This window comes from Streptomyces sp. CC0208, from assembly GCF_003443735.1.
Lineage (GTDB): Bacteria > Actinomycetota > Actinomycetes > Streptomycetales > Streptomycetaceae > Streptomyces > Streptomyces sviceus.
In genome coordinates this window covers 1,794,344-1,818,039 of the sequence record NZ_CP031969.1, presented here as the reverse complement: position 1 = coordinate 1,818,039, position 23,696 = coordinate 1,794,344, and the positions used below count along the sequence as shown (strand labels likewise).

Sequence of the window (23,696 nt, the reverse complement as noted above, 5' to 3'; positions counted from 1 at the left end):
AGGAGGCCAGGGCCGAAGCCCTGGCCTCCTCACATGTGCGGCGAGGCCTACGCGGAGCCGGTGTCCAGTGCGTTCGTGATCGCCTTCACTCCGCCGTGGGCCGCGTACCCGCCGTCGACGGTGATCTCCGCGCCGTTGACGTACGCCGACTCGTCGGACAGCAGGTACACCACCAGGGGGGCCACCTCGTCCGTGTGGCCGGCGCGGCCCAGCGGTGTCATCGACAGATGGGCCTCGACGAACACCGGGTTCGCCGTCGCCATCAGCGGGGTCTCGATGTAGCCGGGGTGGATCACGTTCGTACGGATCCCCCGCGGGCCGAGTTCCAGCGCGGCCACCTTCGACAGGCCCCGCAGGGCCCACTTGCTGGTCGTGTAAGCGACCGCGTGGTGGGCGGTCAGGCCGGCGACCGAGCCCACGTTGACGATCGACGCGCCGACGGGCATGAGCGGGGCGAGTGCCTGGATGCCCAGCAGCGCGCCGGTGGTGTTCACCGTGAAGGCCCGGTTCCAGTCGGTGAGGTCGACCTCGCCCAGGCGGGCTCGCATGGGGATGCCCGCGTTGTTCACCAGCCCGTGCACGGTCTCCAGCGACGACGCCAGCGCCGACCAGTCCTCGGGCGACGTCACGTCCAGGTGCCGGAAGCGCACGTCGAGATCGTCGGCGCGCAGGGACGCGGCCAGCTTCTCGCCCGCCTCGTCCAGCACATCGGTGGCCACCACACGCGCGCCCTCCTGGGCCGCGGCCGTCACCTCGGCGGCTCCCTGCCCCTGTGCGGCTCCGGTGATGACGACGGTACGGCCTGCCAGGCGCAAGGGGCTCACGGCTCCTCCAGGGGATACGGGATGTCTCCCGTACCACGCTAGAAAGCCGAGCTGAGCTCCGGAAACGGATGTTCGGCATGGGTGGTATCAACGGCGGTGATCTCCTGGTCCAGCGGCTCGTCCAGCGAGGCGCCGACCTTGCGTACGGTCTCGCGCAGCCAGCGGTGCGCGGGGTCCGCGTGCCGGTTGTTGTGCCAGTGCATGGCCTCGACCAGCGGTACGTCGGGGAACGGCGTGGGGACGGCGACACAGCGCGCGAAGCCTTCATAGCGGCGGGCGAGCCGTTCCGGCACCAGAGTGACCAGATCGGTGCCGCTGACCAGGAACGGCAGGACGCTGAAGCCAGGTGTGCTGACCTGCACCTTCGGGGTGATGCCGAGGGTCTCCAGCTGACGGCCGACGGGCGTGTTGCCCCTGCCGATCGAGCACGCGGCGTGCGGCATCTCCGCGAGGTCCCGCAGACCGAGCCGCCCGTCCACGAGTCGCGGGTTGTCCGGGTCGACCAGACAGACGAACCGGTCGTGCATCACGGCCTCGCTCACCCCTGGGATCTGGTAGCCGAGCGGCACGATCATCAGGTCGTGGCACCGCAGGTGCGTCTCCGTCTCCAGCTGCCCGTCCACGATGGGATGGAAGTCGATGCGGACGCCTGGCGCCTCCTGCGCGATCACCCGCAGCAGCGGCTCCACGAACACCGTCATCACGTAGTCCGACATCACCACCGAGAAGCGCTGCCGACTGTGCTCCGGATCGAAGTGCCGGGTCAGTGACAGCGCCTCCTCCGCCTTGTGCAGGGACGCCTGGACGAGCGGCAGCAGCCGTTCGGCGAGCGGCGTCAGCTCGTACTCCCGGCCTACCCGCACCAGCAGCTCGTCGTTGAAGTGCCGGCGCAGCCGGGCCAGCGAGCCGCTCATCCCCGACTGGCTGGTGCACAGGCGCACACCGGCGTGGGTGACGTTCTTCTCCTCCAGGAGCGCTTCCAGCGCAAGCAGAAGATTGAGATCGATCGCTCCCAGGCTCACGGATGTCCCCTTCCGGCCACGTCGTTGAAGCATCGGTGAATCGGGAGCGTAACCACCATATTGCGGTCCGGAAAAGAGTGGGGTCGAACCTTCACCAAGATGCGATGAGAGCCATTCGGCGAAGCCATACCCGCACGTCAAGGGGCCAGTGCCCGAAACAGCTGGGCACTGGCCCCACACAGCTCGACGGTCTAGGGTCGGGGCGTCCGCCCCCGCTTCCTCGCTCGCGGGAGGTAGACGTCCGCGCGCCCCGGAACGACCTGGTTGCGCAGCGTCCCCAGCCGCTCCACGGTCAGCTCCACCTCATCGCCGGGCGTGAGCGGCGGCGGGGTGCGCTCCCCCAGGCGTCCCCAGTGCTCCGCGAGCGCGCCCCAGCCGCACGTGCCCGAGCCGAGGACGTCCCCGGGGCGCACCCAGGCGTCCCGGCTGGCGTAGGCGATCATCTCCTCGAAAGTCCAGGAGACGTTGGCGAGGGTGTCCCGGCCGATCAGCTCGCCGTTGAGGGTGACGGTCATCTCCAGGTCCAGGAAGCCGTCCGGGTCGCGCCGGTCCTCCACCTCGTCGGCGGTGACCAGGTACGGGCCGAGCGTGTTCGCGAAGTCCTTGCCCTTGGAGAAGCCGAGGCCCAGGTTCTTCTCCGGTTTCTGCAGGTCGCGCGCCGACCAGTCGTTGAAGACGAGGTAGCCGACGATGTGCTCGCGCGCCTGCTCAGGCGTGAGGTCGCGTCCGCTGCGACCGATGACCGCCCCGACCTCCAGCTCGAAGTCGAGAACCGAACAGCCCGCGGGAACGGGTACGTCGTCGTGCGCGCCGTATGCCGCGTGCGGGTTGGTGAAGTAGAAGTTCGGCGCCCGGTACCACTCCTGCGGAACGTGCTCCAGACCGTCCAGCGATTTGGACACCCCTTCGATGTGTGCCTCGAAACCGACGAAGTCCCGGATGGACGGCGGCTTCAGCGGCGGCAGAAGCCGCACCTGGGCCACCGTCAGCTCGCTGGCGGCGCTGAGCGCTTCGGCCCCCGCGGCGTACAAGGCCTCCTGCTCGACCAGCGTCAGGACGGTGACCTGCTCGGGAAGCGGGTGCACCACCCCGTCCCGGACCACACCGGCGCGCTCCACGCCCTCGTACTCGTATGTCGCGAAACGCATGCCTCACTGCTCCCAGTGGTTGGTGTTGGTGACAGAACCTGCGCTCAGGTAGCCCACGAACAGGCCCTTGGGATCGCGTACGTCGCGGATCTCCTGGAGCCTGCGCCACTGCTCGTCACCCATGAACTTCAACTGCCGTACGGTCAGGTCGGAGTCCCCGAGGTACTGGCCCACGGTGACCGGCTGCAGTGCCCTCATCGCCTCGTCCAGCCAGGCCCGCAGCTCCGCGTCCCGCTCCGGCTCGTCGTGGATCACGTACGTCGCGCAGTAGATCTCCGACTGCAACGAGAAAGCCATGTCGGGCAGTTCACGCAGTGGCGCCATGGAGAACCAGATGGTGAAGGTCTGCCGGGTGGGTTGCTCGGTGAACGCCCTGCGCATCGCCGGGACGACCTCGTCGGCGGGCCCGGTCAACCAGGCGTTGTCGACGAGGTAGCGGTGGCCCTCGGGGTTGGCGGTGCGCTGACCCGCGAGTTGCTCGGCCGGCGTGGTGGGCTGCGCTTCGACGCGGAACAGGGCCCGGTCGGCGTACGGGTTGGCGTGCAGCGGGGCCAGGGCATCGGCGGCCTGCTCGGGGGTGTCGGTCATCGACACGCCCGTGACCAGGAGCACCGGTTCCTCCGCGCCCGGTGGCGTCTGCGTGACGGCGACGATCTCCACCAGGTCCGACACCGTGTGGTGCATGCCCTGCAGCCAGGTCATGACCTCGTCGAAGAGGTCCAGCGGGTAGGCGTGGACGGTGTGCGCCAGGTGCCTCGGCAGGGGGCGGGTGCGCAGATGGAAGCGCGTGACGACTCCGAAGAACCCGGGCCCGGCGCCGCGCGCCGCCCAGAGCAGGTCACTGTTCTGCGTCTCGTCGGCACGCACGAGTTCGCCCTCGGCCGTGACGACGTCGATCGCCACGATGTTCTCCGCCGCCCAGCCCCAGCCGCGCGCGTTCCAGCCCTGACCGCCCTGGAGCAGGAAGCCGCCGATGCCGACGGAGGGGCAGTGCCCGCCGTTGAAGAAGCGCCCGGCCTCGGCGAGGTACGGGTTGAGTTCGTCGCCGCCCTTCACGCTGGGCGTCGCTGTCACGATGCCGGTCTGCGGGTCGTACGCCATCTCGCGGAAGTTCCCGAGATCGATCAGCAGCGCGTCCTGCCGTACCGACCAGGCCGCCCAGCTGTGTCCGCCGGAGCGGACGGCGACCTGCCAGCCACGACGCAGGGCCAGTCGTACGCCCTCGACGACGTCCTGTTCGGTGGCGGCCTTCAGTACGGCGGCGGGCGTCCGGTCGTACGGGCGGCGGGCGTTGAAGACCCTGCCGAAGCACGCCTCATCGAAGTCCTCGTCGCCGGGGAGGTGGAGAGTGCCGGAGAAACGGTGGGTGCTCACTGGGCTGCTCACTTGATCGCGATCGGGTTGACGGGCGCGCCGACCGCGCCGGTGACCGGCAGCGGAGCGGCGACCAGCAGGAACTCGTAGACGCCGTCGGCCGCGCAGTCCTCGGCCAGTGCCTCCAGGTCCCACATCTCGCCCAGCGGAAGGCCCATGTTCGGGATCGCGATCTGGTGCAGCGGGGACATGGCGGGTTCGGCGAATTCGTAGGGACGCACCTCCAGTCCCCAGGTGTCGGAGGCGATCGCCCCTATCTCGGTGCGGTGCAGCCAGCCGAGGGTGGTGAAGGAGAGGCCAGGGGCGTCACCGGCCGCGTAGCCGCCCCACTCGCCCAGCCGCCTCACGCGGCCCATCTGGCCCGTGCGCACGAGGACGAGGTCGCCGCGGCGGACGGTGGAGGTCGCGCCCTGCGCCTCGATGGTGGCGCGCAGATGCTCCTCCAGGATGGGGAATCCGTCGGGGAGTTCCCCGTGCTCGTCGCCGACCGCGCGGCCCACGTCCAGCAGGACACCGCGCCCGGTGAAGGCTTCCCTCATGTGCTCGATGCCGGTGACCGAGTCGCCGTCGCCGCTCACGATGGTGCACGGACGGCCGTTCCATGCCTGCTTGTTGTCGTAGATGTGGCCGAGCCCGTCCCACTGGGTGGAGGCCTGGAGAGGCATGACCACGTGGTCGTCGGCGCCGCCGAACCCGTGCGGGAAGCCCTGCGTGCCGGCGGCCGCGTCGGAGCCGGTGTCCTTCATGTAGTGGACCGGGTTGATCCGGCCGCGGAATCCACGCTGCGGGCCGTTCTCGTTGAACTCCAGGGCGAGTGAGAGCGACCGGCCCCGGCGGACCAGTCCCGCCGCGTGGGCGCGGATCGCGTCGTCGATGAAGTTGAGGGTGCCCAGTACGTCGTCCTCGCCCCAGCGGCCCCAGTTGCGGTAGGCGGAACGGGCCTTGGCGAGCTCTTCCTCTATGGGACCGAGGCTCATCGGGTGCGTCCTTTCAGCAGCAGATCGAGAGCGTTGCCCCCGGCGATCGCGGCACGTTCGGCCTCCGGCAGCCCGGCGGCGTCCAGCCGGGCCACCGGATCGTCGACGCCCATGTCGAAGGGGTGGTCCGTGCCGAGGACGACCCGGTCGGCGCCCACCTCCTCGACCAGGTGGCGCAGAGCGCGCGGGGTGTAGACGAGCGCGTCGAACCACATCCGCCGCAGATAGGCGCTCGGCGGATCGGCGCACCCGCGGGCGTCCGGCCGTACGTGCCAGGCGTGGTCGGAGCGCCCGATGTACGTCGGCAGATAGCCGCCGCCGTGCGCGGCGACGAGCTTCAGCCGGGGGAAGCGGTCCAGGACGCCTGTGAAGATCAGACGGGAGAGGGCCACGGTGGTCTCGACCGGCTGTCCGACCGTGTTCCCGAGGTACTGCGTGGCGAGCCGCTCGCCGAGTGAGCACCCCCATGGGTGCACGAAGACCACCGCGCCGACTTCCTCGGCCTTCCGCCACACCTCGTCGTGGGCCTGGTCGGCCAACTCCCGGCCGTTCACGGTCGTGGAGACGCTGATGCCGTACAACCCGTACTCGGTGACCGCCTCGTCCAGCAGCGCCACCGCCAGGTCCGGATGCTGGAGCGGCACCGTACCAAGGCCGTACAGCCGCTCGGGCGCCTCGGCGCAGTGCTCCGCGACCGTCTGGTTGACCGTGCGGGCCAGCCGTGCGGCGAGGTCCGCGTCCGCCCAGTAGTGGTGCATCGGCATCGGGCCGACCACCTGGATGTCGACGCCCATCGCGTCGAGATCGGCGAGGCGCGAGCCCACGTCCGTGAGCCTTGGCCCGAGCGACTGGAGCTGAGCCCTGTTGGCGGCCAGCGACTGAGGGCTGTGGGCGCGTTGCTCGGCAGCCAGTTCGGCGGCCAGGCCGGACTGCCCCGCGCACAGCGCGTCGGCGGCGGGCACGGCCAGGTGGCCGTGGACGTCGACGACAGGGGTGCTCGCCGTGGTCATGCCGCCGCCGTCAGCGAGTCGAGCGTCTCCGACATGATCCGCGCGGGATCGGCACCCGGCGTGTCGGGGTTGATCTCCCACTCGGCCAGCTGCAGCGAGTTCTCCAGTACCGTCCGCACACGTGGCAGCCGACGGGACATGAAGTGGTCGAGGGCCTTCTCCAACGGCTCCTCCCCGGTGACCAGCTCGGCCAGGAGCACGGCGTCCTCCATGCACATGGCCGCGCCCTGCGCGATCAGCGGCGGGCAGGCGTGCGCGGCGTCGCCGATGACGAGCGTGCGGCCCCGGTGCCACGGCCCGTCGACCAGAATCGCCTCAATCCAGCGGTAGTCGACGGCGGTGTCGTCGGTCAGGGACGCGATGATCTTGCCCCAGGTGCCGCCGTAGCCGGCGCCGCGCTCGCGCAGGAGGGAGAGGGAGGCGCGCGGCCCGACCAGGGATGCGTCCAGGTTCTTGTCGAGCAGGTAGGCGTAGCACTGACCGGGGGAGATCGGGCTGTAGCCGGCCTTGTAGCGGGGGCCGCCGTAGTACACCTCGTGGCAGTCCATCTCGGCGGGGCGGTCGGCGACGACACGGAAGATCGACATGCCGACCGGGCGCGGTTTCTCCACGATCCCGATCAGGGAGCGCATGGCCGAGTTGATGCCGTCGGCGCCCACCACCAGGTCGTAGCGGCCGGTGGAGCCGTCCGTGAAGGCCACGTCGACGTGTCGGGGCGACTGGTCGAGGCGCTCGACGCTCAGACCGAGACGGACGGTGACGCCGTGCGTGTACACGGCGTCACACAACGCGTCCTGCAGGTCGCGGCGCAGGGCCCCCGCCGTCGCGGGCAGGTCCGGCCCACCGGTGTGGGGGGTGGGCAACTCCGTGATGAGCTCGCCGTCCGCACGCAGGAGCCGAAGGACGTCGAACGGCACCGCCCGCGCCAGCACCCGGTCCAGCACGCCCACCGAGCGCAGCGCCTTGAGAGCGTTGCCCTGGAGGGTGATGCCGTGGCCCACACCGAACCATTGGGGGGAGATCTCGACGAGCTCGACGTCGGCACCGCGCTGCGCGAGCGCGAGGGCGAGCACGCTTCCAGTGATGCCGCCGCCGACGACGAGCACCTTGTGTACGGGCATGAACGATCCTTGCGAACGTAGAAGAAAGGGGGCAGCGGTCAGCCGCTGAAACGCGGGCCGAGTTCGTGGTAGTGCTCGACGGCCGGCGGCTCGGTGAAGAACGGCCCGACAAGGGCGCGCCAGCGCGCGAAGCGCTCCGACTCCCGGAAGCCGGCCGTGTGCGCCTCGACCGACTCCCAGCCGACCAGCAGGAGAAACGTCCGCGGCCGCTCCTCGCAGCGCAGCAGCTCGGCCCAGCGGAACCCGGCTGCCTCGGCGAGCAGCTCGCGGGCCTTGCCGAAGACCTCCTGGAACTCCTCTTCCCGGCCGGCCTCCACGGTCAGCTCGGCATGCTCGACTACCACGTGTGCTCCTCGGGGTGGTTGGGGAGCTTCGAGCCTGATCGGCGGCGGGTACGGGGGTCAACGGATCGAGCCATCGGCAGGGAGGACGTCATCCATCCCGTACGCCGATGGAGCCGCCGCGCGGTGGGGCCGCACATCGTTGCAGGCAGCAGGGGCGGCCCGATGATGGCAGGCATCGCGAACGGCCATTTCCGCCGTCTCTCCGTGGTGCCTAGCGTCGAAGGCGACCCCACCCGTACGAGGAGAGCCGCCCGTGCCCGATCCACTCACCCACACCGGACCCTTCGCGCTCGGCGTGTTCCGCAACAGTGCGGGCGCCTTCCCCGGCCTGGTCAGCGGGGCGCGGGTGCGCGACCTGTCCGACCTGGTGCCGTCCGTACGCGCCCTCGTCGAGGACTGGGACAACTGGCTGCCCCGCCTGGACGAACTCGCCCGGTCCGCCGATGGTCCCTGGCACCCCCTGACCGCCCTGCACGTGCTGCCCCCGATCGAGCCGGGCCAGATCCTGCAGAGCGGCGCCAACTACCGCAAGCACGTGGTGGACCTGGTCGCCGCGGAGAAGGAGAGCATGCACGGCGCCACGCCCGAGGAGGCCCGCGCCGACGCCGAGAAGATGATGGACGAGCGGATCCGCAGCGGTGTGCCGTACGTCTTCCTCGGCTCGCCGCGCGCGATGTGCGGACCCTACGACGACATCGTGCTCCCCGAGCTCGGCGAACAGCACGACTGGGAACTCGAACTCGCCCTGGTCATCGGCAAGTCGGGCAGGAACATCCAGGTCGAGGACGCCATGTCGTACGTCGCCGCGTACACGATCTGCAACGACCTCACCACCCGCGACCGCCTCTACCGCCCCGACGTCAAGGCCATCGGCACGGACTGGTTCACCGCCAAGAACGCCGACACCTTCCTGCCGACCGGGCCCTTCCTCGTCCCGGCCGCCTTCGTCGGTGACCCGAACGACCTGCGGATCACCCTGCGGCACAACGGCGTCGTCCGTCAGGACGAGTCCACCAAGGACATGATCTTCGACATCCCACGGCTCATCGCGTACGTCTCCACGACCACCACCCTGCGCCCCGGTGACCTCCTGCTCACCGGCTCACCGGCCGGCAACGGCGCGCACTGGGGCGTCTTCCTCAAGCCCGGCGACGTCGTGGAGTCCGAGATCACGGGCCTGGGCCTGCAGCGCAACACCGTCAGGAGCGGACAGTGACCTTCCAGCCCATCACCCATTTGCGCCATGTCGACCTGGCCGTACCGGACTTCGAGACCCAGCGCGCCTTCTACGGCACCACCTGGGGCCTGACCGAGGTCGCCGGCGACAGCGGTCTCGCGTTCTTCGCCGCCGAGGGCAGCCCCGAGCAGTACGTCGTCCGCATCCGCAAGGACGAGCGGAAGCGGATGGATCTGGTGGCCTTCGGGGCCGTCTCACCGGAGGCCGTGGACGAACTGGCGGTACGGCTCGGGCGTGCGGGCGTCCAGCTCGTGCATGAGCCGCGAGCCTTGGACACACCGGGCGGCGGCTACGGCATCCGCTTCTTCGACCCGGACGGCCGGGTCGTCGAGGTCTCCGCGGATGTCGCCGTCCGCGATCACCGGAAGATCGAGGAACGTGAGGCGATTCCGGTCCGCCTCTCGCACTGTGTCGTCAACTCCCAGGATCCCGAGGGGCTGCGGGACTTCTACATCGAGCACCTCGGTTTCCGGCTCACCGACACCCTGTACTCCACGCACATGGGCGACCTCATGTACTTCCTGCGGTGCAGCCCCCTGCACCACTCCTTCGCCATCGCGCGCGGCCCCCATGTCTCCCTGCACCACGCCTCGTTCGAGATGCGAGGGGTGGAGGAGTACATGCGCGGCACCGGCCGCGCCTTGCGGGCCGGAACGCGCCTCACCTGGGGGCCGGGCCGGCACCTCGCGGGAGACAACACCTTCTCCTACTTCCACGACCCGCACGGCAACACCGTGGAGTACACCACCGAGCTCGCCGTCCTCGAAGAGGACCTGTGGCATCCGGGCCGGCACGACGTCGACGACCCGGTCACCCAGGACCAGTGGGGCACCGCCGACCCGATGAGCGAGTCGGTCGCCAAGGAGCAGTTCAACGACCCCGACGTGCTCTTCGAAGCACCGCCCGTGTGATCCGACTCTTCTCAGAAAGGCCGCAGTTGTGGCAGAGATCCTGAAGCACGCCGTCCCCAAGGCCGAGGTGACCGCCTCCCTCGGGCAGGTCCGCGAGACCGTCGCCGGCGTCATCGCGGACATCCGCGAGCGCGGCGACAAGGCCGTGCGTGAGTACTCCGAGAAGTTCGACAAGTGGAGCCCCGGTTCCTTCCGGCTGAGCGAGGAGGAGGTCGAGAAGATCGTCGCGTCGGTGCCGCAGCAGGTCATCGACGACATCTGCTTCGTCCAGGAGCAGGTGCGCACCTTCGCCCGCCACCAGCTGGACTCGCTGCGGGAGTTCGAGGTGGAGACCCTGCCGGGCGTCCGGCTCGGCCAGAAGCACATCCCCGTGCAGGCCGCGGGTGCCTACGTCCCCGGTGGCCGCTACCCGCTCACCGCCTCCGCCCACATGACCATCGTCACCGCCAAGGTGGCCGGCGTGCCCCGGGTCGTCGCCTGTACGCCCCCGATCCGCGGCGAGATCCCGGCCGCCACCGTCGCCGCCATGCACCTGGCGGGCGCGGACGAGATCTGGCTGCTGGGCGGCGTCCAAGCGGTGGCCGCGATGGCCGTCGGCACGGACGCCATGGAGCCGGTCAACCTGATCGCCGGCCCCGGCAACGCGTATGTCGCCGAGGCCAAGCGGCAGTTGTTCGGCGAGATCGGCATCGACCTGTTCGCCGGTCCCACCGAGATCCTGGTGCTGGCAGACGAGCACGCCGACCCCTTCGTATGCGCCGTCGACCTGCTCTCCCAGGCCGAACACGGCCCGGACTCGCCCGCCGTGCTCATCACGACATCCCGCGAGCTCGCCGAGCGGACCATCGCCGAGGTGGAGCGGCTGCTGCCGACCATGCCCACCCGGGACTTCGCCGAGCCCGCCTGGCGGGATCACGGCCAGGTGCACGTCGTCGACTCGGTCGACGAACTGTACGCGCTCGCCGACGAGTTCGCGTTCGAGCATGTGGAGGTACTCACCGCCGAGCCGAGGCTCGCGTTGGAGCGCATGACGCAGTACGGTGCTCTGTTCCTCGGCGAGGGCACCTGCGTGTCTTTCGGCGACAAGGTGATCGGTACCAACCACGTCCTGCCGACGCGTGGCGCGGCCCGCTACACCGGCGGCCTGTGGGTCGGTAAGTACCTGAAGACCGTCACGTACCAGGAGGTCACCAACACCGACGCGCAGACCCTGCTCGGCCGGCTGTGCGGGCGGGCCGCGCGGGTGGAGCTGTTCGAGGGGCACGCGCGCTCCGGTGACGTCCGGGCCGCGAAGGCGGCGGGCGACGAGCTCGCCTGGAACACGGCATGAGTCTCGACGGCCGTACGGCGCTGGTCACAGGTGGCGGAGGGCCGCTGGGGCGGGCCTTCGCACTCGCCCTGGTGGGGGCCGGGGCCCGGGTGGTCCTCGTCGGCCGCACCGAGCAGGCACTCGCGGAGGCAGCGGCTCGGGCGGAGAAGGAAGGCGGTCAGGCTCGTACGGCCGTGTGCGACATCTCGGACCCTGATGCGGTGCGTGAGCTCGCGGCCGAGCTCGCCGACGAGGACGTGTCGTTGCTCGTCAACAACGCGGGTGTGGCCGGCCCGGTGCGTCCCCTCGTCGACATCGAACCGGACGAGTGGGACGACGTGTTCGCCGCCAACGTCCGCGGCGTCTATCTGATGTGCCGGGCCTTCCTGCCGCCCATGCTGGCAGCGGGTCGCGGTGACGTCGTCAACGTGGCCTCCGTGAGCGGCAAACGCCCTCTGCTGAACCGCACCCCGTACACCGCCTCCAAGATGGCGCTGCTGGGTCTGACCCGGACGCTGGCGGGAGAGGTCGGTCCGCAGGGCGTCGCCGTCAACTCCCTCTCGCCCGGGCCGGTCCGGGGCCCCCGGATGGACCGCAACTTCCGGCTGACGGCCGAATTGACGGGCGGCACCGTCGAGGAAGCCGAGCGGGACTTCGCCTCACGGGCAGCGCTGGGCCGGCTGGTCGAGGAGGACGAGGTCGCCCAGGCCCTGGTAGCCATGCTGGCCATGCCGGGGCTGTGCGGAGCCGACATCGACCTGTCGGCAGGGATGATCGCACCGGCCTAGCCGGACAAGGCACTTGCCCGACGCAGACCCTCCTCTCCATACCCACCTGTTCGAAGGACTCAATGATGCGTCTCTACACCTCAGCCGCGAACCGGCTCAGCAGGCTCAACGATCCGCTGATGGTCGTCGTGCGGACGACGATCGGCTGGCTGATGATCATGCACAGCCTCTTCAAGATCAACGTTCTCGGTCTCGACAACTTCGAGAACTTCCTCCTGCGGCCGACCGGTCTGCCCTTCACCTCGGTGCTGCGCTGGCTGGTGCCGTCCATGGAACTCGCCTGCGGTGGCCTGCTCGTGCTCGGACTGCTGACCCGTGTCGCCGCGGCGCTCCTCAGCCTGGAAATGCTGGGCACCGCGGTCCTGGTCAAGCTCGACGCCCTCCACCTGGGTGTTCTCGGTCCGAAGGGCTCGGGCGGAGCGGAGGTGGACTTCCTCATGCTCGCCGCGCTTCTTGCGGTACTGGTGCTTGGACCGGGCACCCTGTCGCTCGATGCCCTGCTGGGGCTCGATCACCAGGAAGAAGCCGTGCAGTCGAAGGCGTCTCAGCCCCTGCAGGTCGGGACCAGCGGCGAGGGTCTGACGCGAGAGCCGTTGCCGGCGGACTAGACGGGATCCCGAACACATCGATCAGATGCGTAAGCCGCCACGCGATCGCAGGCACAGGCTCGCGGTCGTGCGGCGGCTCGGCATAGTGGGTCCGGTCAGAACTTGCCGGGCGTCAAGCCGAGGGTGTTGGTCGGGTCGGCCGGGTCCGGACCGACGACCTGGCCGACGTAGAGCTGCACCTGCGAGCGGAACCGCTCCACCGCTTCCCGGTCGCTCATGAACGCCTGGAACCCGGCCACATCGGTCTGGTGATACGTGGCCAGCGGCCGCAGCCCGGCCGGCGGGGCGACGTCCTTGCGCACCGACCAGGTCCACGGAGCGATCAGCTGCTGCTGGGCGGTCCGCGACGTCAGCCAGCTCAGGAACAGCTTCGCGCCGGCCTTGTGCGGAGCGTTCTTGAAGATCGCACCGTGCTGCACCCAGCTGTTGAACGGGTCGTTCGCCGGGAAGATCATGGTCGCGTTCGGCCTCGGGTCGCCCGCCGTGCCGAGCGTCGCCTGGTAGTCCCCGGCCGCCACGGGTCCGGCCGAGAACGGCGTGCCGCGCACGAACGCGGGGTCCTGTGCGACCAGGGAACGCAGCCAGCTCCAGCCGTACTTGTCGACGGTCAGCTTGAAGTCGTAAAGGACGGCGTCGTCATCGTTCGGGTACGTGAAGATCAGCTTCTTCTTGAACTCCGGCTTCAGCAGATCGGCCGCGGTGAACGCCGACGGATCCGACCCGGCCGCCTTGGTGTTCACCATGTCGGCGAAAGCGCCGTAGAACACGCCGGTCCAGTAGCCCTGCGGATCCTTGGCGTTGTTGAAGACCTCACCGGAGCCGATGGGCCGGTACTTCAGCAACTGGCCGGCGCTCTTCCAGCGGTCGAAGTCCTGCACGGTCTGCAGCACGGCCACGTCAGCCACTTGGTGGTGGGTGGCGATCTGGTTGTCGATCCGAGCGTCGTGGACCTTGCTCAGATCGGTGACCAGATGGATTCTGACGCCGGGGAACTGCGCGGTGAACGCGTTGGCGATGAAATCCCACTGTCCCGGCTTGTCGCCGCCCATGTAGACGGTCACTTCGCCGCCATCGGTCTCGGCCTGGCGGTAGAGCGCCTGCAACTTCGCCTGCTCGCCCGACGCGCCGGCCGTTGCCTTCGTGCTCACATCGGCGACGGCGTAGCTCGCGCCGGCCCCCATCGCCACGACGGCCGCCACCAGCGCGGCCCCGGCCTTCCTGGTGATCCTCATGACACCTCCCAAGAGTTTGAGCTCTCAAACATCGGGATCGACGATAGGGCAATCTGTTTGAGAGTACAAACCTTCGGATATGCTGGTGTGATGAGCGACACCCCCTGGCTCTCCGAGGAGGAGATGCGCGCCTGGCTGGCATACATCGACCTCTCCACGCTGCTGGGCGACTACCTGGAGCGGCAGCTGCAACGGGCCGCCGGCCTGTCACACGCGACGTACAACCTGCTCAGCCGGTTGTCCGTGGCCCCCGACCGGTCGCTGCGGATGAGCGACCTCGCCGAGCACCTGAAGGTCACCCGCAGCCGGCTCTCGCACGCACTGTCGGCGCTGGAAAAACGCGGCTGGGCGAGACGCACCGACGATCCGACGGACCAGCGCGGCCAACTCGCCGTGCTCACCGATGAAGGCTTCGCCGTCCTCGCCGCCGCAGCCCCCAGTCACGTCGCGGCGGCGCGCCGGGCGATGTTCGACCACCTCACGCCTGACCAGGCCCGCCAGTTCGCAGAGATCGGCGAGGCCATCATCAAGGGACTCACCCACGAGGACGACTATCAGGCTGAACTCCCTTGGCGGCGCAGATAGCGCGCACCGGTCTGCCGACTGGGAGGTCATAGAGCCTTTTCCAACCTCACGCTGATGCGTGGTGAAGGACGAAGACGGCCGTCACCACGTTGGACCGCCAGAGTCCGCCCGGCGCGTCGGTCCGGCCGGCCCGAGTGGGGGCTCCCAGTACCCCAGGGGTTTGGTGACCGGGCACCCGTGCCGCACAGCCCTCGACGTGCGGGGCGCCGTCACTGCAGGAAGCCTTGCGCGCCCCGAACCGGTCGCCGAGAAATCAGCGTCAGAGCGGCAACCTTCTCGTCCTCTGCGGCAACTGGGAGTCGGAAGACCGACTCGAACTACCGGATGGACGGGCATGAGGGCGACGAAGCAAGCCGCGCCGCAACCGTGGCGCAGGCGCGGACTGTTCACGGGCATTCCCTCGGGGTCGCTGGTCATCGGTGTGCCGGCGTGCCCGGCCCTGACCGTCCTCCCAGGGAGCGGAACCGGTGCCGGGTGGGCAGCCGACGCGTTCGCCTCAGACGCGTGGGCGGCCGCCCCGTCCGATGCCGGGTCTGAGGCGGGCGGCGACGGTGCGGGTGCAACGCTGCAGCCGACAGCCTCAGCCAGTCCGACGATCCTGGCCTCCGCCACACCGTGCCCTTCGATTTCGGCCACTCCGGTGGCCTCGGCCAACTGCACCGCGCCCGCGAACTCCAAGGCGACGGCCCTGGCCGGACGGATCACATCGGCCGTCAGACACAAGGGAGTCGTCACCGGCTGCGGCGAGTCGTTCAGGATCACCGACATCCACGGGGAGCAGCTGCCCGTGGACCGCACCGCCGTGCAGCCGGACGTCGCGCAGCCGACCGGCGTCCGGTTCACCCGGCCTTGACCAGCCCGCCGGCCGGCCTGCACCGCCCCGCAACCATGCACGACCGCTGTTCGAATCCAGGGCTGGGCACTGTTAGGCTGCGCTCCCCGTTGTTGAACGCGCAACTAACGCGCACTTCATGGCAAGGAGAGGGCGACCGGGGGATGGTCCTCGATGACGCGTCCGCGGAGTTCCACGAATTCTTCGAACGCCACTACGGCGAGCTCGCCCGTCTGGCACACCTGCTGACCGGCGAGAGCGATGCGGCGGACGACCTCGCGGCGGATGCCCTGGTCGCCCTGTGGCAGCGCTGGGACCGGTTGCGGCAGGCCGACCACCCGCTCGCCTACGCCCGCGGTGTGGTGGCCAACCTGGCGCGGGGGCGCATCCGCAGCACGGTGCGGGAGCGACGCCGGATCACGCTGTTCTGGTCCCGCAGCCCCGAGAAGGTGGAGGGGCCCGACATGGCGGCCGTGCTGGACGTCCGCGCGGCGCTCGCCCGGCTGCCGTTCCGCAAGCGCGCCTGCGTGGTGCTGCGGCACGCCCTCGACCTGTCGGAGAAGGAGACGGCGGCAGCGCTGGGCATATCGGTCGGAACGGTGAAGAGCCAGACCTCGAAGGGAATGGCCGAGCTGGAAAAGCTCCTGGGCGCACACGCGGCCGGGGACCTGGTGCCAGAAAGGAGGAGGAACCGGTGAGCGAGGACATCGACCGTCGGCTGCGCGAGGCCGCCGAGGCCCACCGGCCCGACCGCGCGCGGATGCTGGCCCGGGTCGAACGCGGCATGGCCGGCCCCGCCGTCCGTCACCGCGCGAGGCCGTTCGCGCGGTCCGGGACCAGGGTCGCCCTCGCCGCGCTTGCCGCCGGCGGCATCCTGACGACCGGCGGCCTCGCCGTCGCCGCCATCGTCACCACCGCGTCGCCGTCGCCGTCGGCCACCGTGACCACGCCTGCCACCCCCTCCCCGACCCTCAGCTCCCCGCACCCGACACCGACCCGCCCCACCCCTGCCGTGCCGCCCCCGGTCACCACCCCGGGCAGCTCGCGCCCGACTCCGCCGGCCACCACTGCCCCGCCGACCGCCGGTGAGAACCAGGACGGGCCGCTGTGGTCGGCCGGCTCGCTGGATGAGAAGAGCACCGTCTACTGGACACAGAGCGACCTCGTCCTCAAGACGACGCAGCCGCTCACCTCGCTCACGGTCGAGATCCGGATCATGCAGACCGGCGGAGCGAAGAGCACCGGCACCTGGCAGACCCTGCCGAGTGGTGACTTCACCGTCACCGTCCAGGAAACCGGCGGCGCGCTGGTCTACCGCTGGGTCCTCAAGCCGGGCCTGACCGTGCCGGCCGGGACCCATGAGTTCGCCGTCCAGTTCAACAACGGTCCCGGAGTGCGCAGTGCCGCGGGCGACGGCTACCGCGTCGACGCACAGGGTCCGGGCGGCTCCGCGTCGGTCCGGGGAGGGTTCGTCCCGACGCGGTGAACGCGGCTGTGCGGCAGGGCGGCGACGGCGGCGGCCGTGAGCATGCCTGCCCCGGTCGTGGCAACCTTTGTGTGCTCGGCGGCAACTGACAGGCATCCGGGACCGGATCAAGTCCCGCTGTGCCAGAAGGACATTCCGTTGTCAGATCAGAACCGCTCTCATCGCCGCCGTCCGGCAACCCGCCGCGTGATCGCCGCCTCCGTGGTCCTCGCCGCCGCGGGTGCCGCCGTACCGCTGGTCGCCCTGGCCGCACGCTCGCCGGAGGCCGCCGCACCGGCCACCGTCGCCGACGCGGCGGCGGGCAGCGGCCGTTACTTCGGCACGGCAGTGGCCGCGGGCAGACTCGGGGACTCGACGTACTCCACTCTTCTCGACCGGGAATTCAAGATGATCACCCCGGAGAACGAGATGAAGTGGGACGCCATCGAACCCTCCCGCGGCAACTTCACCTTCGGGGCCGCCGACCGGATCGTCGACCACGCCTCCGCGCACGGCCAGCGCCTGCGCGGCCACACCCTGGTGTGGCACTCCCAACTGCCCGGCTGGGTCAAGTCCATCACCGATGCCGGCACACTGCGCTCGGTGATGAAGAACCACATCACCCAGGAGATCACCCACTACAAGGGCAAGATCTACGCCTGGGACGTGGTCAACGAGGCCTTCGCCGACGGCGGCAGCGGTCAGCACCGCAGCTCCGTGTTCCAGGACGTCCTGGGCAACGGCTTCATCGAGGAGGCCTTCCGCACCGCCCGGGACGCCGACCCCGCCGCCAAGCTCTGCTACAACGACTACAACATCGAGAACTGGTCGGACGCAAAGACCCAGGGCGTCTACAAGATGGTCAAGGACTTCAAGTCCCGCGGTGTGCCCATCGACTGCGTCGGCTTCCAGAGCCACTTCGGCGCGAGCGGCCCGCCCGCCAGCTTCCAGACCACCCTGTCCAACTTCGCCGCGCTCGGCGTGGACGTGCAGATCACCGAGCTCGACATCGCCCAGGCGTCCGCCACCGCCTACACCAACGCCGTCAAGGCGTGCACGAACGTCGCCCGCTGCACGGGCATCACGGTGTGGGGCATCCGCGACAGCGACTCCTGGCGCACCGGTGAGAACGCCCTGCTGTTCGACGCGAGCGGCAACAAGAAGCCCGCCTACGACGCCGTGCTCACCGCCCTGGGCGCCAGCAGCGGTAGTGGTAGCAGCAGCAGCGGCGGCACGCAGGCCGGGGGCATCACCTCCGGCACCGTCTACACGCTCTCCAACGCGGCCGCCGGACGCGTTCTCGACGTGCCCGCCGGACAGAAGGCCAACGGCACCCCGCTCCAGGTGTGGGACGCCAGCGGCGCCTCCAACCAGCAGTGGAAGGCCACCCAGAACAGCGACGGCTCCTACACGCTGACCAACGTCGCCAGCGGCCGGGTACTGGACGAGCCGGCCGGCCGGACGGCCAACGGGACGAAGCTGACGGTCTGGGACGCCAACGGCGGCGCCCACCAGCACTGGAAGGCGAGCCGGAACAGCGACGGCACCTACACGCTGACCAACGTCGCCAGCGGCCGGGCGCTGGATCTCCCCGGCGGCAAGACCGCCAACGGCACTCCCGTCCAGATCTGGGACACCAACGGCGGCGCCAACCAGCGCTGGAACTTCCAGCCGGCCGCGGCGCCGAAGAGCGACACGACCGCGGTGCCGAAGAGCGACACCTGTGCTCTTCCGTCGACGTACAAGTGGACCTCGACAGGCCCGCTGGCGGAACCGGCGAACGGGTCGGTCGCGCTGAAGGACTTCACCACCGTGACGTACAACGGCAAGCACCTGGTCTACGCGACCACCTCCACCGGATCGCAGTGGGGCGCGATGACCTTCCGTCCGTTCACGGACTGGTCGGACATGGCGACGGCCACCCAGACCAAGATCAGCGGGTCCGCGGTGGCGCCCAAGCTGTTCTACTTCGCGCCCAAGAACATCTGGGTGCTGGTCTCGAACGGGTGGGGTACCTCCTGGCCCTTCAGCTACCGCACGTCCAGCGACCCCACCGACCCCAATGGCTGGTCCGCGCCGAAGGAGCTGTTCACCGGCAGCCTCCCCGTGGGCGCCCCGATCGACCCGACCGTGATCGCCGACGACCAGAACATGTACCTGTTCTTCGCCGATGACAACGGCAAGATCTACAAGTCGACCATGCCGCTCGGGAACTTCCCGGGCAGCTTCGGCTCCTCGTACACCACGGTCATGAGCGACACGAAGGCGAAGCTGTTCGAGGCGCCGGAGGTCTACAAGGTCCAGGGCCAGAACCAGTACCTCATGATCGTCGAGGCGATGGGTGCGAACGGGCGCTACTTCCGCTCCTTCACGGCCTCCAGCCTGAACGGCCCGTGGGCCGTACAGGCCGGCAGCGAGAGCAGCCCCTTCGCGGGCAAGGCCAACAGCGGTGCCACCTGGACCAACGACATCAGCCACGGCGACCTGGTCCGCAACAACCCCGACCAGACCATGACCGTCGACCCCTGCAACCTGCAGTTCCTCTACCAGGGCAGGAACCCCTCATCGGACGGCATCGATTACGCGAAGCTGCCGTACCGGCCGGGTGTCCTCACCCTGAAGCGCTGACCCTCGGCCCGACGAAGACGACGAAAGGCGCCCCCCTCGAAGAGAGGGGGGCGCCTTTCGGCGCGGTACGCGCCCGTGAGGAGGCCGGCAGAGCGGATAGGCCTTTCCCCCGTGGAGAGCCTGTCGGTGACGGGAGCATGCTGGAATACAAGGCGCAACGGTACGGGCGCGCGCTGGTGAAGACCGGCCGGTTCGAGCCGACCTCCCAGACCTGCTCCCTCTGCGGCACCGTGGACGATCCCAAGCCCCTGCACATCCGGGATTCGGACCTGCACGGAATCCGTTCTGGCACAGCGCGAAGAAACAGGAAAACACGGATTCCCCACCGGAAACCGCGCCGCGTAGCGGCACGCCAACCGGTGGGGAAGGCCGGAATCCTCGCCTTTCAAGGCGGGGAGCACGTCACTTAAGCGCTGTACCACCCGAGTTGTGATAGGCGATCGTCTTGTTGATCAGGTTTCCGCCGTCGGACTCGACCGTGGTCTGTTCCTGCTGCCCCGGACCGAAGAACAGGCCGGCGACATGGGCGTTCGCCACCTGGTCCATGTGGGCGAAGAACCAGTCCACCTTGTCGTCCTTGTAGTGGTTGAGGGTGTTGTTCTGCGCCATGTTGCCCACGGGGATCTGCCACAGGACCACCGGCTTGCCCACGGACTCGGCCATCGTCTTCCAGAACTTCAGCGTGTCAGCGGCCGTCTGGTCGGTCCAGAAGGTGTTACGGCCGCCGTGGGCCGGCTGTGCGTACCAGCCCGCGTCGCGGTCCGACACGTCGGAGACCAGGATGTCGGCGTCCTGCGCCCCGAGGCTCGCGTAGTCCTTGACGCATTTCTGGGTGTCGTTCTGCCAGTCCCAGCAGGTGAGGTGGAGCCCCGCGGCGGTGTTCGGCGCGTACTTGTGGGCCATCGAGATCAGGCAGCGGGAGAGTCCGGCGGCGCTGTTCTCCTGTGATCCGCAGTCCTTCGGATTCGCGGCGGAGACCTGCGCGGCAACCTTGTGCGGGTCGCCGAGCGAGCGGACGTAGCCCCAGAAGTCGGGCTCGATGTCGATCGCGTCGTGCGACGTGCCGATCTTCTGGAGGAAGAAACGGTAGTCGTTCATGTACCGGGTGAGCAGGTCGACCCGGTTGATGGCCTTGACCTCACCCGGACCGTCGCCCTCGCCCGCCGCATCGCCGAGGTCGCGCAACGAGTACCAGCTCCACAACATCTTCTGCGGACGCGAACTGCCCTTGTACGTCGCCTGGGACGCCACCTCGTCCCGCCAGGTCACGTATGTGCCGGGCGCCGTGGTGCTGCCGTTCCAGCAGCCCCACCAGCTCGACCACCCGTCCTTGCACTTCGCTGCCGTGTAGTAGTCCGACGAGGGCGCGGGCTGGCTGTGCACATAGGCGTAGCGCGCGTCGAACGGCGCGGCGTTCGCCGAGGCGTCGGTCATCGAGCCGCCGATGATTACCTTGTCGCTGCCCATGAACCGCTTCGCCGAGCTGCCGCCACCGCTCGTGGGCGGCGGAGACGCGGACGAAGGCGAGGACGACGGGCGCGGGGCGCTCGGAGTCGGGCTCGCGGGAGCGCTGCTGCTCGGCGTGGTGGGCGTACCGCCGCCGCTGACGTTTCCGACCGCGACGAGCTTCCACTGCTGATCGGCGCCGCTCCGGTCGCGGTTCTGGACAACGTTGGCCCCGTTGGCCTTGACGGCCTTGTGGACACCGACAGCCATGCCACTGAAGCGATTGACCAAACGCACGTAGCCGCCGGACGACTTGGCCAGCTTGAACTGCTGATTGCTGCCGTTCAGGTCTTTCCACTGCACGAGGGCGGAGCCGGCGGTCTTCGACCAGCCGAGGTCGTCCAGCACCTTGCCGGAGGTCCGGTTCTGCAGCCGGTAGTAGCCGTCACCCGCGTCGATGAACCGCCACTGCTGGTTGGCCCCGCCGTGGCGCGCCCACTGCACCACCGCCGCGCCGTCGTTCCTGGCGGAGCCGCGGTCGTCCAGCACCTTGCCGCTGTTGTGGTTGACCAGCACGTACCACTTCTTCAGATCCAGGGTTTTCTGGTCTGCCGAAGCCTGGCTGACCACCACAGCCGACCCGGCCACGACCACCATGGCGAGACCTCCCCAGAGCCCCCGACGCGCGAGCAACCGACGACCACGATGCTTCGAACGGCCACCGCGCGCACCGCCGTCGGCACGGTGGCCGCTGCGGGACGCCGTCGATGACGAGGGTGGACCGGGGACATGTCTGCGCTCTCGTTCCAGGGACATGCCTGTGCTCTCTTTCAACTGTTGCATCTGACCGGACCACTTGGCGCCGGACACCACTGAGTGGCCAGAGAGGCCGAAAAGGTTGCCGCGAACATCCACAGAACTTTTTTCTGCCGGCCGGACGGTCACCCTGAAGCTCAACAGCGTGGAGGAAAGCGACGCTGTCCCCTCCCGTGCCCGGCACACCCGACACGTGATCACCTCCGTTCTGGCACGGGAGTGGCACGGCTCGCTGCTTTAGGCAGGTGCCCTAAGGCACGGGAGTAGGCTTCCGGCCCGCGAGGCCGCGCGGCCACGCCGCACCGGAAGTCCACGGTGGTGCGGCAGGGCACATTGGAGCGCCGTTGCCGGCCGCCACGGGGCGAGCGACCTGGCGTCACAGCGCGCACTTTCCGATCATCGCCAGCGGTGGTGAGCTCGGTCCCATCTACTACTGACCGCCCCGACGGGATGAACTCCCCACTGTGAGCCGGGAAGTCTGGCTGGCACCGTGTCCGTACGACGGCGGGGCACCCCATGACAACTGACTACGCGTCACCCGGCAGTTGAGAGGGCATTAATCTCGTCGTGGGTCCATCTTCGGCATGGAGGGGAGGGCGTACTCGTCGAGCACATGCTTCAGGAGGTTGCTGTCACGCCAGCCCCGGATGCGATCGGCGAGCATGGTCGCGTCGGACGGAGGTTCATCCTGCTCGTCGAGTGCGTCGAGAAGGCCCGCGACGCTCTTCGCACCGCCGACGGCCTTGGTCGCTGCGGCCGGCAGATCCAGGGTGGAACGCAGGTGGTCGACGACCGCGGACACCTGCAGCGTGAGACGCGAGAAGCACTGCGCCCGCCGGGGTGCCGGCCGAATGCCCCATGCATTGATCAGCGCTGCAGCTCTCGACAAGCGCAGGTCAGAGGCACTCTCATTTCCAATGTGCCGAATTCGCGCTGGCGGTGCCGCGCGAGCTGGGGGACGGACCCCGCTCACCGGGCCGTCAGTCGACCTCGCCCGGATCGGCGGCCGGCGTCCGGCCCGCGTGGACGTCCTTCAGCCGTGCCGTACCGAGCTTCGCCGCCTGCTCGGTGCTGTCGCCGTCGACTCCGTCGAGGCCGCCGTTGGTAAGGGTGATCGCGTCCGTGCCGACCCGAACCGCCGCGACATCCAGGGTGAGGGTGGCGGGCGCGCCGCCCGAGGTGCCCTGGACCGTGACCCGCAGCCCCTGTTGTGCGTCGCCCCCCTTGGGCAGGGAACGCTCAATCACCTGGACCGTGCGCGGAGCGCCGGAGGTGTCCTTGGCCGTGAACTGGTCGCACTTGACCGGCAGACTCTTCAGCCAGGCGAAGGACTTGTCGAGCCCCGCCCTCTCATAGGCGGCCACCTGGTACAACAGCCGGGAGTCGCCCTGCTCGAAGCCGGTGAGCGCGGACGCGCCGGACGGCTTGCCCAGGAGATCGTCGCCGTAGAGCCGGTCGAGGAACTTCTGGCAGTCGGCGGCATTCGTCTTGGCAGTGATGAAGTCGGCGACGTCCACCTTGCCGACCAGCAGGCTGTCGCGCCACGTGGCCGCGTTCTTGACCTGGGTCCAGTCGTCCTCCAGGTCCGCCTCGGTCACCAGCGCGGCCCGCGCCCCGGCCGCGGTGAGCGGGGCCGGGGAGGCCTGCGCGAGAGGCGAGGAGGAGATCCGTGTGGTGTCCGCGCGGTCCGGCCCGCTGTCCTCACCGTCCGAGCACCCGGCGGTCGTCAACAGGACTCCGGTGGCCAGTGCGGGGGCGAGGACACGGAGCGGGCGGAGTGAGCGGTGGGTCGTCACGGGGTCTCCTGGAGGTGGGGGTCGGCTTCCATGCCACAACCCCTCCTCCCGTACGACCAGCGCACCGGGCTGTTCGAGTGAGAGGGCGCTCGCTCGGGGTCCGGAAAATCGGTGGCGCCCCCGTCGGCGGCGCCTTTAAGGTGAGAGCACTTCGCACGGCGGCTCACCGCTGCCGTGCCCCACGAGCGAGGAATGAGGGAGGTGTCGACCGATGGCTGTCTTT

At 69.4% G+C, this 23,696-nt stretch carries 22 protein-coding genes and 1 pseudogene; 11 read left to right on the top strand and 12 right to left on the bottom strand.

Going from position 1 to position 23,696, the window contains the following annotated elements:
* Positions 1-47: 47 nt before the first annotated feature.
* The 8 genes from D1369_RS08315 to D1369_RS08280 form a co-directional block, all read right to left on the bottom strand.
* Positions 48-824 carry an SDR family oxidoreductase gene (locus D1369_RS08315; RefSeq protein ID WP_007385600.1) on the bottom strand — a complete coding sequence of 259 codons (777 nt, stop codon included), beginning with the start codon at positions 822-824 and terminating at the stop codon, positions 48-50.
* A gap of 38 nt (positions 825-862) precedes the next feature.
* On the bottom strand, positions 863-1,846 hold the full coding sequence (locus D1369_RS08310; RefSeq protein WP_037901817.1) for a LysR family transcriptional regulator: 984 nt from the start codon (positions 1,844-1,846) through the stop codon (positions 863-865).
* 191 nt (positions 1,847-2,037) lie between these two features.
* Positions 2,038-2,994, bottom strand: coding sequence for a fumarylacetoacetate hydrolase family protein (locus D1369_RS08305; protein WP_007385602.1), 957 nt, complete (start codon positions 2,992-2,994; stop codon positions 2,038-2,040).
* 3 nt (positions 2,995-2,997) lie between these two features.
* Complete coding sequence (locus tag D1369_RS08300) at positions 2,998-4,368, bottom strand: FAD-binding oxidoreductase (protein WP_037901820.1); 1,371 nt, start codon at positions 4,366-4,368, stop codon at positions 2,998-3,000.
* A gap of 8 nt (positions 4,369-4,376) precedes the next feature.
* Positions 4,377-5,345, bottom strand: coding sequence for a cyclase family protein (locus D1369_RS08295; protein WP_007385604.1), 969 nt, complete (start codon positions 5,343-5,345; stop codon positions 4,377-4,379).
* Entirely contained in the window at positions 5,342-6,355 is a 1,014-nt protein-coding gene (locus tag D1369_RS08290) for an amidohydrolase family protein (RefSeq protein ID WP_007385605.1), read from the bottom strand. Before D1369_RS08290 ends, D1369_RS08295 begins: the two co-directional genes overlap by 4 nt.
* Entirely contained in the window at positions 6,352-7,476 is a 1,125-nt protein-coding gene (locus D1369_RS08285) for an FAD-dependent monooxygenase (protein ID WP_007385606.1), read from the bottom strand. Before D1369_RS08285 ends, D1369_RS08290 begins: the two co-directional genes overlap by 4 nt.
* A 38-nt stretch (positions 7,477-7,514) precedes the next feature.
* Positions 7,515-7,820 carry an antibiotic biosynthesis monooxygenase gene (locus tag D1369_RS08280; RefSeq protein WP_007385607.1) on the bottom strand — a complete coding sequence of 102 codons (306 nt, stop codon included), beginning with the start codon at positions 7,818-7,820 and terminating at the stop codon, positions 7,515-7,517.
* Between the two features lie 253 nt (positions 7,821-8,073).
* On the opposite strand from D1369_RS08280, the gene D1369_RS08275 reads away from it, so the two are divergent.
* From D1369_RS08275 to D1369_RS08255, 5 genes are all read left to right on the top strand, one after another.
* Positions 8,074-9,036 carry a fumarylacetoacetate hydrolase family protein gene (locus D1369_RS08275; RefSeq protein ID WP_007385608.1) on the top strand — a complete coding sequence of 321 codons (963 nt, stop codon included), beginning with the start codon at positions 8,074-8,076 and terminating at the stop codon, positions 9,034-9,036.
* Positions 9,033-9,968: a VOC family protein gene (locus tag D1369_RS08270; protein WP_007385609.1), complete on the top strand. Its 936-nt coding sequence runs from the start codon at positions 9,033-9,035 to the stop codon at positions 9,966-9,968. Before D1369_RS08275 ends, D1369_RS08270 begins: the two co-directional genes overlap by 4 nt.
* 28 nt (positions 9,969-9,996) lie before the next feature.
* Positions 9,997-11,298, top strand: a complete 1,302-nt coding sequence (hisD, locus tag D1369_RS08265; protein WP_007385610.1) for a histidinol dehydrogenase — start codon at positions 9,997-9,999, stop codon at positions 11,296-11,298.
* The gene (locus D1369_RS08260; protein ID WP_007385611.1) at positions 11,295-12,065 is read left to right on the top strand and encodes an SDR family oxidoreductase; all 771 of its coding nucleotides are present in this window, start codon (positions 11,295-11,297) and stop codon (positions 12,063-12,065) included. The genes hisD and D1369_RS08260 overlap by 4 nt, the downstream gene beginning before the upstream one ends.
* A 65-nt stretch (positions 12,066-12,130) precedes the next feature.
* Positions 12,131-12,673, top strand: coding sequence for a DoxX family protein (locus D1369_RS08255; protein WP_050789781.1), 543 nt, complete (start codon positions 12,131-12,133; stop codon positions 12,671-12,673).
* 95 nt (positions 12,674-12,768) lie between these two features.
* On the opposite strand, the gene D1369_RS08250 is transcribed toward D1369_RS08255, so the two are convergent.
* Positions 12,769-13,905 (bottom strand): ABC transporter substrate-binding protein, encoded by a 1,137-nt coding sequence (locus D1369_RS08250; protein ID WP_037901823.1) that lies wholly within the window; start codon positions 13,903-13,905, stop codon positions 12,769-12,771.
* A 90-nt stretch (positions 13,906-13,995) separates the two neighbouring features.
* On the opposite strand from D1369_RS08250, the gene D1369_RS08245 reads away from it, so the two are divergent.
* The 6 genes and pseudogenes from D1369_RS08245 to D1369_RS43760 form a co-directional block, all read left to right on the top strand.
* Entirely contained in the window at positions 13,996-14,490 is a 495-nt protein-coding gene (locus D1369_RS08245) for a MarR family transcriptional regulator (protein ID WP_037901825.1), read from the top strand.
* A 640-nt stretch (positions 14,491-15,130) separates the two neighbouring features.
* Positions 15,131-15,343, top strand: coding sequence for a hypothetical protein (locus D1369_RS08240; RefSeq protein WP_037901827.1), 213 nt, complete (start codon positions 15,131-15,133; stop codon positions 15,341-15,343).
* A 143-nt stretch (positions 15,344-15,486) separates the two neighbouring features.
* On the top strand, positions 15,487-16,020 hold the full coding sequence (locus D1369_RS08235) for a SigE family RNA polymerase sigma factor (RefSeq protein ID WP_037901830.1): 534 nt from the start codon (positions 15,487-15,489) through the stop codon (positions 16,018-16,020).
* On the top strand, positions 16,017-16,808 hold the full coding sequence (locus tag D1369_RS08230) for a hypothetical protein (RefSeq protein ID WP_118082367.1): 792 nt from the start codon (positions 16,017-16,019) through the stop codon (positions 16,806-16,808). Before D1369_RS08235 ends, D1369_RS08230 begins: the two co-directional genes overlap by 4 nt.
* Before the next feature lie 132 nt (positions 16,809-16,940).
* Positions 16,941-19,415 (top strand): non-reducing end alpha-L-arabinofuranosidase family hydrolase, encoded by a 2,475-nt coding sequence (locus D1369_RS08225; RefSeq protein ID WP_240436174.1) that lies wholly within the window; start codon positions 16,941-16,943, stop codon positions 19,413-19,415.
* Positions 19,416-19,549: 134 nt separating this feature from the next.
* Positions 19,550-19,760: pseudogene (locus tag D1369_RS43760) on the top strand (zinc ribbon domain-containing protein); the annotation flags it as partial.
* A 57-nt stretch (positions 19,761-19,817) separates the two neighbouring features.
* Here the strand turns inward: D1369_RS43760 and D1369_RS08215 are convergent.
* From D1369_RS08215 to D1369_RS08205, 3 genes are all read right to left on the bottom strand, one after another.
* On the bottom strand, positions 19,818-21,518 hold the full coding sequence (locus tag D1369_RS08215) for an RICIN domain-containing protein (RefSeq protein ID WP_037901835.1): 1,701 nt from the start codon (positions 21,516-21,518) through the stop codon (positions 19,818-19,820).
* Positions 21,519-22,233: 715 nt separating this feature from the next.
* Entirely contained in the window at positions 22,234-22,479 is a 246-nt protein-coding gene (locus D1369_RS08210; protein WP_037901836.1) for a hypothetical protein, read from the bottom strand.
* Positions 22,480-22,657: 178 nt separating this feature from the next.
* The gene (locus tag D1369_RS08205; protein WP_037901837.1) at positions 22,658-23,473 is read right to left on the bottom strand and encodes a hypothetical protein; all 816 of its coding nucleotides are present in this window, start codon (positions 23,471-23,473) and stop codon (positions 22,658-22,660) included.
* Positions 23,474-23,696 lie beyond the last annotated feature (223 nt).